At 72.7% G+C, this 14,594-nt stretch carries 10 protein-coding genes; 6 read left to right on the top strand and 4 right to left on the bottom strand.

Annotation, left to right across the window (positions count from 1 at the left end; all coding sequences use genetic code 11):
* Positions 1 to 19 precede the first annotated feature (19 nt).
* The 3 genes from DS079_RS12695 (at position 20) to pseI (ending at position 6,798) form a co-directional block, all read left to right on the top strand.
* Positions 20 to 3,376 (top strand): glycosyltransferase, encoded by a 3,357-nt coding sequence (locus tag DS079_RS12695; RefSeq protein ID WP_126988252.1) that lies wholly within the window; start codon positions 20 to 22, stop codon positions 3,374 to 3,376.
* A 135-nt stretch (positions 3,377 to 3,511) separates the two neighbouring features.
* Complete coding sequence (locus DS079_RS17635; RefSeq protein WP_126988251.1) at positions 3,512 to 5,686, top strand: hypothetical protein; 2,175 nt, start codon at positions 3,512 to 3,514, stop codon at positions 5,684 to 5,686.
* A 38-nt stretch (positions 5,687 to 5,724) separates the two neighbouring features.
* Complete coding sequence (gene pseI, locus DS079_RS12685; RefSeq protein ID WP_126988250.1) at positions 5,725 to 6,798, top strand: pseudaminic acid synthase; 1,074 nt, start codon at positions 5,725 to 5,727, stop codon at positions 6,796 to 6,798.
* On the opposite strand, the gene DS079_RS12680 is transcribed toward pseI, so the two are convergent.
* Entirely contained in the window at positions 6,779 to 8,278 is a 1,500-nt protein-coding gene (locus DS079_RS12680; protein ID WP_126988249.1) for a bifunctional UDP-2,4-diacetamido-2,4,6-trideoxy-beta-L-altropyranose hydrolase/GNAT family N-acetyltransferase, read from the bottom strand. The genes pseI and DS079_RS12680 overlap by 20 nt on opposite strands.
* Entirely contained in the window at positions 8,275 to 9,012 is a 738-nt protein-coding gene (locus tag DS079_RS12675; protein WP_241237644.1) for a cytidylyltransferase domain-containing protein, read from the bottom strand. Before DS079_RS12675 ends, DS079_RS12680 begins: the two co-directional genes overlap by 4 nt.
* Positions 9,013 to 9,083: 71 nt before the next feature.
* Here DS079_RS12675 and pseB point away from each other — a divergent pair, with 71 nt between their 5' ends.
* Entirely contained in the window at positions 9,084 to 10,073 is a 990-nt protein-coding gene (pseB, locus tag DS079_RS12670; RefSeq protein ID WP_010549822.1) for a UDP-N-acetylglucosamine 4,6-dehydratase (inverting), read from the top strand.
* Between the two features lies 1 nt (position 10,074).
* Positions 10,075 to 11,202: a UDP-4-amino-4,6-dideoxy-N-acetyl-beta-L-altrosamine transaminase gene (gene pseC / locus DS079_RS12665; protein WP_126988248.1), complete on the top strand. Its 1,128-nt coding sequence runs from the start codon at positions 10,075 to 10,077 to the stop codon at positions 11,200 to 11,202.
* 140 nt (positions 11,203 to 11,342) lie between these two features.
* Here pseC and DS079_RS12660 read toward each other — a convergent pair whose 3' ends face one another.
* Entirely contained in the window at positions 11,343 to 13,367 is a 2,025-nt protein-coding gene (locus DS079_RS12660) for a DUF6541 family protein (RefSeq protein ID WP_126988246.1), read from the bottom strand.
* The gene (locus DS079_RS12655) at positions 13,364 to 13,783 is read right to left on the bottom strand and encodes a DUF2304 domain-containing protein (RefSeq protein ID WP_126988244.1); all 420 of its coding nucleotides are present in this window, start codon (positions 13,781 to 13,783) and stop codon (positions 13,364 to 13,366) included. Before DS079_RS12655 ends, DS079_RS12660 begins: the two co-directional genes overlap by 4 nt.
* 69 nt (positions 13,784 to 13,852) lie before the next feature.
* On the opposite strand from DS079_RS12655, the gene DS079_RS12650 reads away from it, so the two are divergent.
* A complete protein-coding gene (locus DS079_RS12650) occupies positions 13,853 to 14,560 on the top strand; it encodes a glycosyltransferase family 2 protein (protein WP_053918247.1) in 708 nt (235 codons plus the stop codon).
* Positions 14,561 to 14,594 lie beyond the last annotated feature (34 nt).

Genomic DNA, 14,594 nt, shown 5'->3' with positions numbered 1-14,594 from the left:
GAGGAAGGTTGTCGCCCGAATGATCGTGATCTGCACCAACGAGGTCGCCGGACCCACCGGCTACCACAAGTCCGTCGTCCAGCTGGGCAACGGGCTGAGTGCGGCGGGATACGCGGTGGCGGTGCTGGGCTTCCTCGGCACCGGCGACGTCGCCAACCGGATGCTCCCGGTGTGGCCGCTGGACCTCGAGGTCCCCGCCTACACGCTGCGTGCGCTGCCGGCCGACGGCGGCCGTCTGCTGCACCGCAACGCGCACCCCGAGCTCGCCGGCGACCTCGGCGCGCTGCACTACGAGTTCACGGCCAACGAGCTGGCCGCCCTCCGGGAGCTCAACGACGCGCTCACGGAGGAGGACACGATCGTGTTCACCGCCCCGGTGCAGGCCCTCGCCTTCCAGCACGCGCTCGGCGGGGACGCGCGCCGCCCCCGCACCGTCCTGCAGATCCACGGCGACTACCTCCACCATGCCGAGCTCTGGGACCCGCTGATGGCGTCCCGCGACGTCATCGACCGTCTGCAGACGGTCGCCGACGGACTGCGCCAGCAGTTCATCCCGACCTTCGCCGACGAGGACGTGGTGTTCATCCCGAACTTCCCCGGGGAGGGTCCCGGGGCGATCCAGCGCGTCGAGCACGAGGGCGTGAACATCGCCCTGCCCGCCTCCTTCCAGCACCGCAAGAACCAGCTCGACGCGGTGCGGGCGCTGTCTCTGATCGAGGACGAGTCCGTCCACCTCACGCTGTGGGGGAACATCAACCGCAACAACCCCTACTACGTCGCCGTCCGCGAGCTCGTGGACTCCCTCGACCTCCGGGGCCGCGTGCACATGCCCGGCTTCGGCACCGAGCACGACGTCTACTCCACCGCGGACATCGTGCTGATGTCCTCGCTCTCCGAGGGCTTCCCGTACCCGCTGCTGGAGGCGATGTACCAGGGACGCCCCACCGTCTCCTACGACTTCGACTTCGGCCCGCGCGAGGCGATCGAGGACGGCGCCAGCGGGTACATCGTCCCCCTCGGCGACGTCGAGCAGCTCGCGGCACGGCTCGGCGAGGTCGCCGCGGACGCGGAGCTGCGGGAGCGCTTCGGACGACGCGCGCGGGAGCGCTACGACGAGCGGTTCGCCCCCTCGGCCGTCGTCGAGCAGTACCGCGAGTTCTTCGGCCCCCACGACGCGCCGCTCGACCTCGCGAGCGTGTTCACCACCGACGGGCAGGAGCCGATCGGGACCGGGGAGATCGAGCATCGTGCGCGCCGCACCCGCGGCGGTCGCCTCCACCAGCTCACCGTGACCTCGCCCGTCGGGCTGCACGACGTCCAGGTCGACGACGGCGTCCAGACCCGGGCCGCCAAGGTGCGGACCCAGCGCGGCACGACCCGGATCGAGTTCGAGGCCTCCGCCCCCGTGGTGATCTCGTACACCACCGCCCCCGGCTCCGGGGACCGGCACTATCTCGCCAGCACCACCGCCCAGCACGAGCTCGTCGTGCTCGCGCACCTGCGCCGCGACGCCCGCTACGGCGCCGGACGGCCCGCGGCGCAGGACACCGTCTTCGGGACCTCGGGCGGGACGTTGCCGCTGCACGCCCCGACTGCGCTGGCCCATCTCGCCGTGCGGGCCCCGCGGGACGTCGTGTGGAAGGTGCGCGACGTCGCCGGCACGGTCGGCACCCGGATCCGGGCCCGGCGCGAGCTCGCCGGCGCCGAGGGGGCGACGCTCTCGCAGCCCTCGGCGAACCCGACCGAGGGCGAGGTGCCGCTCGGCCGGTCCGCGGATCTCGACGTCGAGGACGAGACCGCCGCCGGGCCCGTCGATGCCCGCTCGATCCTCGCCCCGCTGCTGGACATCGGCCCGAGTGCCGCGGCCTCGACGATGCGCATCCTCTCCGGCCTGTCCCGAGCACCGGGAGCTCCGACCCGACGCGAGATCCCGCGCCATCCGTGGTACCCGGTCACCTCCGGCGTGGACAGCTTCGGCACGCCGGTCAACCGGGCCGGAGGGGTGCAGCTGCGCAACACCGGCACCGCCGAGAGCCCCACCGTGTGGCTGAGGGGCGAGTACGACTGGGTGGATCTGCGGGACGGGGCGTCGCGCCGACGGATCGCGCCGCCGTGGTCCTACGGCGAGATGTTCGAGCGCCTGTGCGCGGCGGAGAGGGAGCACGGGCTTTTCGACATCTCGACGCCAGACGGTGTGCACCTGTGGGAGCTCGGACGCTCGGCGCTCGTGATCCAGCTGGCCGAGGCCGCCGGGCTGTGGGGCGCGGCGCCCGCCGTCGGCGGCGTGGTCCTGGACGTGTACCCGGGCAGCAAGCGTCTGTCGACGGCACCTCGGGCCGAGCGGGTCGTGTTCGACTACGCACGGCGCGGCCAGAGCGGCTACCGCACTGCCCCGTTCGTCGACGACGAGACGCTGTTCGTAGTGCAGCCCGGGGCCGAAGGGTATCCGGACGTGGACGAGACGAACATGGTCTACCCCTTCGCGGAGTTCACGCAGTGGAAGGAGGACTGGCGGCGACGCTGGTCCCACATGCGTGTGCCTGAGGTGGATGCGCGCCCGTACGAGGCCGCGCTGACCGAGGCGCTGGGTATTCGCGTCGATCTCGGTGACCACCTGCGTAACCGTCTGGTGAAGTTCCTCGCGGAGCGGGAGTTCTTCACGCCCGTGTTCGAGCGGGTGCAGCCGGAGGAGGTGCTGATCGCCTCGAGCCACTGGTGGGCGGGAATCGGTGCGGCGGCCGCCCGCTCGGGGGCGCGGGTCTCGGACATCCAGTACGCGCTGACCAGCCGGTACGCTCCGTCGTTCTGGTTCGGGCAGAAGCCCCGCTACGGTGCGTCCCGCTTCTACGCCTGGTCGGACTTCTGGGCCGAGCGCACCAACGTCTACGACGAGCACGTGGTGGTGCCCCGCCAGCAGGAGGAGCTCACCGCTGCGATCGAGAGCCCCTCGACCGAGGAGAAGCGCTGGGACGTCTGCGTGGTCTCCCAGCCGCGGGTGCTGCGGCGGATCCTCGCCTTCGTGCAGGAGCTCGTCCGCGAGCGGCCGGAGATGCGTGTCGTGATCGCCCCGCATCCCGCGCAGCGGACCATCATCGGGCGCGAGCTCGCCGCCGCCGGCCTCGAGGAGGCCGTGGACATCGCCGAGGAGGACACGCTGACCACCATCACGCGCTCCGCGATGGCGGTCGGGACGTTCTCCACCTCGCTGTGGGAGTCCGCGGCGCTCGGCTGCCCGACCTTCGTGATCCCGGTGCCGGGCCACGAGGAGACCCTGCAGGACGTCGAGTCGGGCCTGTTCCGCCTCGCGACCGCGCCGCACGACCTCGTCCCCTACGAGGTCCCCGCCAGCCGGCACGACATCTTCGGGACCGCCTGAGGGGCGGCTCCGGCCGGGCCTCCGATCTCGCAGGTGACGCGCGGATCACCCGGATAGGATCAGGCTCAGTGACGAGCCGACCGGTGCTCGACCCGAATCCCAGGTGGTGCCGTGCTCCGCAAGCTCACACGTGTCGTGAGACCGCTGCTCGATCTCTCGGAGCGCCGCGCGCTCGTCGCGGCGAACGACCCGGGGACCGACCTGGACATTGTCCTGACCGGGGCTCGCCATCTCGCACGGATGAGGAACTTCCGCTCCGCCGCCGCGCTGCTGGACGGGATCGACACGGACGGGCTGGACCTGCTGGACGAGTGCTTCGTCGGCGTCACCCTGCTCAGCGGCCAGGAGGGGCTGCGCGCCGATCTGCTCCTGGCCCCGCATCTCGGCTCCCTCGCCGATCGGGACCTCACCCCGGCCCAGCGCGTGAGGCTCGCCGAGTGGATCCAGCTCTCGGGGCTCCCCGCCGCCGAGAAGGTGGCGGCGCTCCGCACGCTGCGCACCTTCGAGGGCAGCTCCCGCGCCCCCGGCGCCACCCTCCGGGACCTGCGCTTCCGCGAGTTCCGCCTCCGCACGGCCGCGTTCGAGAAGATCGACGTGAGAGACTTCTTCGCCGACGGGGACGAGGACCCCTTCCGCTGGAAGGACAACCTGCGCTACGTCCACGACCTCGTCACCCACGGGCACGCTGACACCGCCCGCACCCTCGTCGAGCGGCAGCTGTCCGAGCACGGGCTGCGCGACCGCGCCGTCGCCGAGGCCGCGCTGCGCTTCGACTCGGGCGCCCTCGTCCCGGACCTCGACGCCGTCCCCGCCGAGCACCGCGGCATGCCGGGCGTGCTCGCCCTCGCCCACGACCTGCGGGGGCAGAGCCCCGCGCACCAGGACTTCTACGAGGCGTGCCTCGAGGCGACGACCTCTCGCTTCGACGCCATGGACGTGCACACCCGCGACTCCCTCCTGCGCGTGCTCACCGTGAAGGACCTCCTGCCCGAGCTCGACGCCCTGGTCCCCACCCTCCGCGGCGTGCCGGAGACGATGCTCGGCGCCCGCTGCGGCCGCGGGCTGATCGCGATGGAGCAGGGCGAGCACCGCGACGCCGCGGACCTGCTCCACTCCGTCCTCGTCGAGGACCCGACCTACACCGTCGCGGCGACCGGGCTCCGGCTCGTCTACGCCCGCCTGGACGGCGACCGCACCGTCATCGACCTGCGCAACGAGATCGGCTACGGCAGCGCCAGCGCCGGTCGCGCCGGGATCCGCCGCGGCGACCGAGACCAGGGGACCACCCTCATGCTCACGGGCCAGTACCTGAAGGCCTGGAGCGTGCGCCGCACCGCGCCGCCGTGGCGGATCCTCGAGCGCGACCTCGGTGAGAGGTTCCTGAACGCCGCGCCGCTGCCCGAGGATCCCGGCTCCTCCCTCTTCCTCATCACCGACGACGGCGTGGGCGACGAGATCCGCGGCGCGCAGCACCTCGGCGAGCTCGCCGCGCGCTACCGGGTCACCGCCACCTGCGACCCGCGGCTGCGGACCCTGCTCGAGCGGAGCTTCCCCACGATCGAGTTCGTCGACGTCGCCCGTCGGATCCGCGGCCACCTGAACCCCGTCTACGACGGCCGGTACAGCGACTTCATCCTCGCCAGCCACCTGCCCGCCCACTGCGACCCCTACGTCGAGGCCGCCGACCACGTCACCTACGGCCAGAACCTCACCTTCAACCGCTTCGCCGGCGTGCTCCCGCGCCAGGACACCGGCGCCTATCTCGTCCCGGACCCAGCCCGGGCCGTGCCGCGCGCCGAGGGGAGGCTCAAGGTGGGCCTGGTGTGGAGGAGCCACTTCTCCGGCGGCACCCGGCGGATGATGTACATCGGCCTCGAGCAGCTCACCCCGCTGCTGGACGTGGACGGGGTCGAGTTCTGGTCGATCCAGCACGCGACCGACGACGTGGAGAGGGCGTACCTGGAGGAGCACGGGATCCGGCAGATCCAGGACGTCGACCTCTTCGACGACCTCGAGGGGCTCGCGGCGCACGTCGCCTCCATGGACCTCGTGATCGGCATCAGCACGGTCCCGATGGAGCTCGCCGCCGCCGTCGGCACGCCGACCTGGCTGCTGGGCTTCTCGCCGGAGAACTACCTCTACCGCACCGGGGGAGGCAGGACCTCCGTCGACCAGCTCTCGCGCAACTCGACGATCATCGCCCCGCCCTGGATCGACTTCACCGCCCCCTATCAGGAGTGCGTCGACCTCGTCCTGGCGGACTGCCGGACCCGGTTGGAGCGTCTCGCCCGCAGCGCGCGGCACGGCTGACGGGCGGGCGCCGCCACCTGCTCCGGTACGATCGGCGCATGTCCTTCAGCCAGAACGGTACCCCCAAGTCACTGCAGATCGGCGACCTCCAGGTCGGCGAGGCCCATGCCCCCTTCGTCGCGGCGGAGATGTCCGGCAACCACAACGGCGACCTCGGCCGCGCCCTCGCGATCGTCGACGCGATCGCGGAGACCGGCGCCCCGGCGATCAAGCTCCAGACCTACACGGCGGACACGATCACCATCGACGCCGACGGCCCCGCCTTCCGCATCACCGACAGCCACGGCCTGTGGGGCGGACGGAACCTCTACAGCCTCTACCAGGAGGCGCACACCCCGTGGGAGTGGCACGAGGCGATCTTCGCCCGCGCCCGCGAGCACGGCATGATCCCGTTCTCCAGCCCCTTCGACGACACGGCCGTCGACCTGCTGGAGGACCTCGGCGCCGAGGTCTACAAGATCGCGTCGCTCGAGATCGGCGACATCCCGCTGCTGCGCAAGGTGGCCCGCACCGGCAAGCCGGTGATCCTCTCCACCGGCGCCGCCGACGCCGGCGACGTGGACCTCGCCGTCAAGACCCTCCGCGCCGAGGGCAACGACCAGATCGCCGTGCTCGGCTGCACTTCCTCCTACCCGGCGACCGCCGAGGCGTCGAACCTGCGCACCATCCCGGTGCTCGCCGACACCTGGAAGGTCGTCGGCGGCCTCTCCGACCACACCAAGGGCATCGGCGTGAGCGTCGCGGCCGTCGCCTTCGGCGCCGCGATCCTCGAGAAGCACGTCACGCTGCGCCGCGCCGACGGCGGCGTCGACTCCGACTTCTCCCTCGAGCCTGAGGAGCTGAAGGCCCTGGTCGACGAGTCCTACGCCGCCTGGCTCGCGCTCGGCGAGGTGCACGTCGGCCCGACGAAGTCCGAGGCCGAGTCCCAGCGCCTGCGCCGCTCGCTGTTCGTGGTGAAGGACGTGCGCGCCGGCGAGGAGATCACCGCGGAGAACGTCCGCTCGATCCGCCCCGCGGGCGGCCTCGAGCCGCGCTTTCTCGACGTGGTCCTCGGCCGCACCTTCGCGAAGGACGTCGAGCGCGGGACGCCGCTCAGCTGGGATCTCGTCTGACCAGCACGTCGAACTCGCCGTCGTCGCGATCCGGATCGAGCACGTAGCCGGCCCCGGCGAACAGCCGCTGGGACGGCAGGTTGTCGGGAAGGATCGCGGCGACGACGACGGCGCCGGGGTGACGCGCCCCGAAGGCCGCCTCGCCGGCGGCGAGCACCGGCCGGGAGAGCCCGTGACCGCGCGCCTCGGGGGCGAGGGTGATGGACACCTCCCACTCCTCGCCCGCCGACGCGCCCTCCAGCGCGTCGAAGCGCACGGTGCCGACGGGCGCGCCGCCCCGCTCGACGACGTACAGCTCGCGGGACGGGTTCTCCAGCGTCCGCGCGTACCAGCCGGAGTGGGACTCCCACGGCACCGGATCGGAGTCGCGGGAGACCTTCCGGGTCTCCGGGTCGTTGCGCCAGCGCAGCAGCAGGGGCGAGTCCGACGGGGTCGCGGGCCGCGCCGCGACCGGCGCCTCCGCCGTCCCGATCCGTCGCGCGAGCGCCGCGTCCCAGGCGGCGACGATCCGCTCCGCGCCGTGGCCGTCGACCTTCTCCCGGCCCACCGGGGTCCAGCTGCGCATCGCGCGCAGGTCCGAGATCGCCCGCTCCACCTCCGCGGTCGCCGCGGAGCGGTCGGCGCGCACCTGCTCGAGGGTGCCGAGCCCGCGGGCGATGCGCTCGGCGAGGGCTGCCTCGTAGCCGGCGCGCTGGTTCTCCACCACCGCGACCAGCAGGCTCGGCACGCCGATGCAGGCCAGCTCCCAGGCGGTGGTGCCCGCGGCGCTGACGACGAGGTCCGCCGCGCTCGCCCGCTCGAGGAAGGCGGGGGAGGGGGCGAGCAGCTCGACGTCCTCCCCGGCCTCGGCCCGGACCGCGTCCCAGCCGTGCTCGGGCGCGATGACGCTCACGTGCGCGACGCCCTCGGCGGCGGCGCAGACGGCGGCGAGGGTCCCGGCGGCGCCGGTCGCGTCGGTGCCGCCCATGACGATCAGCACCCGGGCGCCGCGGCTGACGTCGTGGTCCTCGTCGACACGCTTCTCCCGCGCGGCGCGCACCTCGGCGCGCATCGGGGCGTAGGCGATGCCGAGGAGCACCTCGCCGCTGCCGTCCTCGGGGCGGCCGATCCGCTCGGCGCGGATCGTGGAGTCGACGACGACGTCGGCGGGGCGGCGGCCGAAGGCGCCGTCCTCCATCGAGGACAGCAGCGCGCCGCCGGCGCGCACCTGGTCCCGGGCGTCGGCCCCGATCGTGTAGTCGTCGACGTGGACGACGCTCGCGCCCTGCTCGGCGGCGAGGATCCCGAGGTCCTCGGGCGCCGCGGTCACCTCGAGACCGGACTCGGCCAACAGGTGCCGGGCGAGAGGCGCCTCGATCGAGCCGGCGACCACCACGGTGTGCCCGGCGGCGCGGGCGGCGTCGGCGACGGAGAGCGCCCGCACCAGGTGGCCGATGCCTCCCGACGGGGTCGCGTCGCACCGGATCGCGACGTGGGTCATCCGTCGGCCAGCTTCTTCTGGCGCACGCCCGCGTTGATCCGCGTGATGTCGGGGCGCGAGCGCAGCAGGTCCACCACCTCGTGCCACGCCGGGGCGCGATCCCCGAGCTCGGCGACGACGGCGTCGAGCATCTCGCCGTCCTCGACGGTGTCCAGGGTCACCCGCAGGTCGTTCGCGGCCGGCTGGACGACCAGGCCCATGGTGCGGAAGTAGCGCTTGGAGTCGTAGAGATAGGAGGTGACGTGCGTGCGGTGGAAGCTCTCGGCCTCCGCATCGGCCGTCAGCAGCGCGTCCCGCGAGGCGAGCTCGACGTCCAGGCCGCGGGGCAGCGTGCGCACCAGCGTGGTCGCCGTGTAGTCCAGCGAGGGATCGGCCTTCCACATCCCCACCACGGCGGAGATCAGCGAGGGGTCCGCCAGCGGGCAGTCCGCGGTCAGGCGCACCACCGCATCGGCCCCGGTCTCCTCCAGGGCGAGCACGAAGCGGGAGAGGACGTCGTCCTCGCTGCCGCGGACCACCTGCACGCCCAGCTCCTCGCCGAGCTCGGCGACGGCGTCGTCCCCGGGTGCGGTGGACGTCGCCACCACCACGTCCTCGACGCCCGAGGCGGCGCGGGCGGCCCGCACCATCCACCCCAGGACCGGTCGGCCGCCGAGCGGCCGGAGCACCTTCCCGGGGAGGCGGGAGGAGCCTGTACGAGCTTGGATCACTGCGACGGTTCGTGTATCGGTCACCGTGCCATAATGGCACGCGCGTCCCGGGTCGCCCGGGTGCCGCCCCAACCCCGTCGACGAAAGAGATCTGCATGTCGCTCCTCAACGGTGCCTCCATCCTCATCACCGGTGGGACCGGCTCCTTCGGCAAGGCCTTCCTGCGTGAAGTGCTCGACAACCACAACCCGCGACGGGTCGTCGTCTTCTCGCGGGACGAGTTGAAGCAGTACGAGGTCCGCAACCAGTTCGGCAACGACCCCCGCCTGCGCTGGTTCATCGGTGACATCCGCGACGAGCGCCGCCTCGCCCGTGCGCTGAAGGACGTGGACTACGTCGTCCACGCCGCCGCGCTCAAGCAGGTCGACACCGCGGAGTACAACCCCTTCGAGTTCGTCAAGACCAACATCCTCGGCAGCCAGAACGTCATCGAGGCGTCCATCGACGCCGGCGTGAAGAAGGTCGTGGCCCTGTCCACCGACAAGGCCTCCAGCCCGATCAACCTCTACGGCGCCACCAAGCTCACCGCCGACAAGCTCTTCATCACGGGCAACCACTACGCCGCCAGCTACGACACCCGCTTCGCCGTGGTGCGCTACGGCAACGTGATGGGCTCGCGCGGCTCGGTCATCCCCTTCTTCCGCCGCCTCGGCGAGGAGGGCAAGCCGCTGCCGATCACGGACATGACCTGCACCCGCTTCTTCATCACCCTGCCGCAGGCCGTGCAGATGGTCATCGACACCTTCGAGCTCATGCAGGGCGGCGAGCTGCTCGTGCCGCGCATCCCCTCCATGAAGGTCACCGACCTCGCCCAGGCCGTCGTGCCCGGCGCCGAGATGGTCGACGTGGGCCTGCGTCCCGGCGAGAAGCTCCACGAGGAGATGATCAGCCCCGAGGAGGGCCGCCGCGCGGTCATCATCGAGGACGGCAAGTACTTCATCATCCAGCCCGACCTCGCGACCTGGGGCTACAAGGCCCCCGAGGGCGCCGTGCCGGTCGAGCCCGGGTTCTTCTTCCGCTCGGACTCCAACGACCAGTGGTACACCCAGCAGGAGATCGCGGACATCATCGAGGGAGGGATCTGAGGTGCTGCCGTACGGACGTCAGTCCATCGAGCCCGACGACATCGCGGCCGTCGAGGCGGCGCTGCGCAGCGACTGGCTGACCACGGGCCCCGAGGTCGACCGGTTCGAGGCGGCGATCGCGGAGCGCGCGGGCGTGGAGCACGCGGTCTCGGTCACCTCCGGCACCGCGGCGCTGCACGTCGCCTACGCCGCCGCCGGCATCGAGCCCGGCGACGAGGTCGTCACGACCCCGCTGACCTTCGTCGCGACCGCCGCGGGCGCCGCCCTGCACGGTGCGAAGATCGTGTTCGCGGACGTCGACCCGGCCACCGGCAACCTCGACCCCGCCGCCGTCGAGGCCGCGGTCACCGAGCGGACCAAGGTCATCGCGGGCGTCGACTACGCCGGCGTGCCGGTCGACGGCACGGCCCTGCGCGAGATCGCCTCCCGGCAGGGCGCGCTGTTCCTCGAGGACGCCGCGCACTCCATCGGCTCTACCCAGGACGGCGCGCCGGTGGGCTCCCTCGCCGACCTCACGACCTACTCGTTCTTCCCCACGAAGAACCTCACCACCGCCGAGGGCGGTGCGGTCGTGACGGCCGACGCGGACCTCGCCGCCCGCGCCCGGGCGTTCAAGAACCACGGCCTGGTGCGCGACAAGGCGGTGCAGCGCTATCCCGACGAGGGCCCCTGGCACCAGGAGGTCCACAGCTTCGGGCTGAACTACCGCCTGCCGGACGTGCTCTGCGCGCTCGGCACCAGCCAGCTCGCGCGCCTCGATGCGTTCGTGGCCCGCCGTGCCGAGGTGAAGAAGGCCTATGACGAGGCGCTCGGCGACCTCGAGGGTGTCGACATCCCGGGCGTGCCCGAGGGGGCGGCGCCCGCCTGGCACCTCTACCCGCTGCGCGTCCCCGCCGAGCGGCGCCGCGCCATCTTCGAGGCCATGCGCGAGCAGGGCATCGGGGTGCAGGTCAACTACATCCCCGCCTACTGGCACCCGGTCTTCGAGGACCTCGGCTACCAGCGCGGGATGTGCCCCGTGGCGGAGGACTACTACCGCCGCGAGATCTCGCTGCCGATGTTCCCTGGCCTGACCGACCATGACGTCGAGCGTGTCATCGAGGTGACCCGGAAGGTCGTCGCCGGCTGACCTCACGGAGGCCCTGACGACGCGGAGAGGGTGCCACGGCTGCGAGCCGTGGCGCCCTCTCGCCGTCCGTGCGGGGGAGCGGGGCGGCGCAGGGCCGCCCCGCAGGGCAGCGCTTCGCCGGGATCAGCGACCGGGCGGGGTCACAGCGCCGGATCGCACTCGATCCGGATCAGCCGCGAGTGGTCCGTCTCGAACAGGACGGTGCCGAGGGACTCCCCGCCCTGCTCGATCGCGCTGAAGGCGGGGTCGTACTGGTAGGGCTGCCGCTCCTGGTAGATGTAGCCGATCCCCGCGTCCGCGAGGGTCCGGCAGCGCCAGGTCCACCGGTCGGCGTAGGGGACCGCCGCGATCGCGGCGCGGTCCTGGTCGGTCAGCGCCGTGCCCGCGACGGGCAGATGGACGTTCAGCCCGTGCAGCGAGTACATGTGCGCCGCGCCCGAGTACGGGCTGGCCAGGATCGACCTGTCCGGGTCCAGCTCCGGGGCGATGCGGGCGAAGGCCTCGAGCTCGTCGGCCTGGAGGAAGCGGCCCCGCCCGGGATACTCCGCGGCGAGGTTCTTCTCGGCGTTGTCCAGCCGCGGCGGGACCGAGCCGAGGGCCGCGAGGGTCGCGAGCACGACCAGCACCGCGACCACGGCGCGGCCGCGGACGGTCGGCCCGCCCAGCGGCAGGGAGCGCCGCAGAAGGCGCGCCCAGGCCTGCAACCCCGGCACCACCAGCAGCGCGGACAGCATCGCGAGCGGGATCGCGATCCGGTCCTGGCCGCGGAAGAAGAGCACCGAGAGGTTCAGCGGCGAGTCGACCGCGGCGTCGAGGTACATCACGGCGACCACGATCCAGGCCACGGGCAGCCAGCGCAGCGGCCCGCGCAGCGTGGAGACCAGGCCCGGCCACCACAGCACCGCGATCACCGTCCCCAGCGCCATCGGCCACACCGTCAGCAGGCCGAGGCCCACCTCGCCCAGCGCCGACCACCACGGCACCTGCAGACCGCCGGAGAAGCCCGTCACCCGGGCGCCCAGCGGCGTGTAGGTCAGCACCGCGACGGGCAGCAGCGCGAGGACCGGCACGGCGAGGAGGCGCCGGCGGGTGTGCCGCAGGGGAAGCCCCGTCACGATCGTCAGCACCGCGATCAGGATCAGCGCCATCACCCCGACGTTCGGCTGCATGAGCGTGAGGCCGATCCCGGAGACGCCCACCACCCCGAGCGCCGCCCCGACCGCAGGCCGCACCGGGGCCGCGTCATCGGGGACGTCCGACGCATCGTGCCCGGCAGGGGAGGACGCCGGCTGCAGGACGGAGACCGAGGCGTTCTCGTCGAGGCCCGCCCGGGCGCGCACCGGGCCGGTCAGGGCGTGCCAGAGCGCGACCGCGCCCGCGAGCGCCCCGGTCATGGTGGCGAAGCCGGTGAGGTTCGGGACGGGGGAGAGATGGATCCACAGGTCCAGCGGGCTCGCGGGGACCACCGCGGCGACCAGCGCGACGGCGGGCGGCGCCCACCGCACCTGCGGGAACAGGGTCCGCGCCAGCAGAGCGAGGCCCACCACCCACGGCACCACCGCGAGGGAGAGCACGGAGCCGTTCAGCACGATCGGGATGTCGACACCGGGCACCAGCGCGGCCAGGTCGTGGAAGGCCGCGGGATAGGAGGACGGGGCCCGGGTGCTGCTGGTCACCGCGTTCAGGGTGAGGCTCGAGCCGTCGCCGGTCTCGCGGATGTGGGTCAGCGCGGTGAGGTGGTAGAGCGTGTCGTAGCGCTCCAGCACGGCGCCGGCACCGCCGGCCTGCCGCGCGATCGGGACCACCGCGACCGCGAGCCCCGCGACGAGGGCACCGGCCCAGCCCAGGTGCGCCGCGAGCGGGCGCGGGGCGAGCAGCGGGCCGTCGAGCACCGTCGAGGGGAGACGCACCCCGCGCCGGGCGAGGAGGTGGGCGAGGAGCACCAGCAGCGCGGAGAGGACCGCGAAGGGGAGCAGCGTCCAGGCCACCCCCGCCAGGGAGGCGATGATCGCGCCGATCCCGGCCACCGCGGTCCCGATCGCCGGCGCGAACGCGAGGGCGATCAGGCGGGACCCGGCCAGCGCGCGGACGGCGAGATAGCCGGGGACGTACGCGGCGGCGAGGACGATCAGGACGACGAGGAGGAGGCTCGCAGCGCCCGTCATCCGTCGTGCTCGCGCAGGGAGCGCTCCCGGTACTGCTCGGCCGGCTCCGCCTCGTCGAGGGAGAGCCGTCGGGCCAGATAGGTGGTGCGCTTCTCGGCGTTCTTCGTCCGCGCCTCCTGGAGGGCCAGGAAGCCCAGCAGCACCAGGACCGTCGCATACAGCAGCAGATCGGCGCCGCGCCCCACCCCGACCATGTGCGCCACGCGCGTGAGCATCGTGGGGAACAGCACGGTCAGCGCCGCGAAGACGGCGAAGGCGATGACGAGCAGGCGCCGGACGGCGAGCTGCTTCGCGCCGCGCTTGACGAAGAGCCACGCGACGATCGCCACGATCCCCGCCACCAGCAGCAGCTGGATGATGAAGGTGCGCCCGCTCACCCCGAGGGCGGGGCCGAGCGCTTCGAGCAGAGTGTCCACCGCAACAGGGTATCCTCCTCGGGCGTGCGCCTCCCGGCCGCCGAATGCTCCGTCACACGAGGAGAACCCATGGACAGCCCTGACCCCTCGCGCGCCACGAACGCGCCCGGGGCCGACTGCACCTGGTTCGTCGTGCCGCTGTTCAACGAGGGCGTCGTCATCGGCGACGTGATCCGTGACCTGCGCTCCCGCTACCCGCTCGTGGTCTGCGTGGACGACGGCAGCGCGGACGGCTCGGCCCGGATCGCCGAGGAGGCCGGGGCCGCCGTGGTGCGCCACCCCTACAACATGGGCCAGGGCGCGGCGCTGAAGACCGGCATCGACTACGCGCTGCGCGACCCGCAGATGCGGCAGATCGTGACCTTCGACGCCGACGGGCAGCACCAGGTCGACGACGCCGCGGAGATGATCCTCAAGCGGGATGCGGAGGGCGTGGACATCGTGCTCGGCTCCCGCTTCCTCGACGCCCGCACCAAGCCCGGCCTGATCAAGCGCATGGTGCTGCGCGGGGCGGTCTGGTACTCGAACCTGACCTCCGGGGTGAAGCTCACCGACGCCCACAACGGGCTGCGGGTCCTGGGCCGCGAGGCGTGCGAGAAGATCACCATCGAGCAGAACCGGATGGCGCACGCCTCCGAGCTCGTCGAGGAGATCGGCCGCCACGACCTCACCGTCGCCGAGCACCCGGTGCACATCCTCTACACCGACTACTCCCGTTCGAAGGGCCAGTCGGTGCTGAACTCGGTGAACATCGTCATCGACATGCTCTTCCGCTGAGCCGGGCGCCCCACGGGGCGCGGCCCCGGTCCGC

Source organism: Brachybacterium paraconglomeratum (genome assembly GCF_003994255.1).
Lineage (GTDB): Bacteria > Actinomycetota > Actinomycetes > Actinomycetales > Dermabacteraceae > Brachybacterium > Brachybacterium conglomeratum.
Note: the sequence above shows the minus strand (reverse complement) of the source record. Positions and strands in the feature narration are given on the sequence as shown.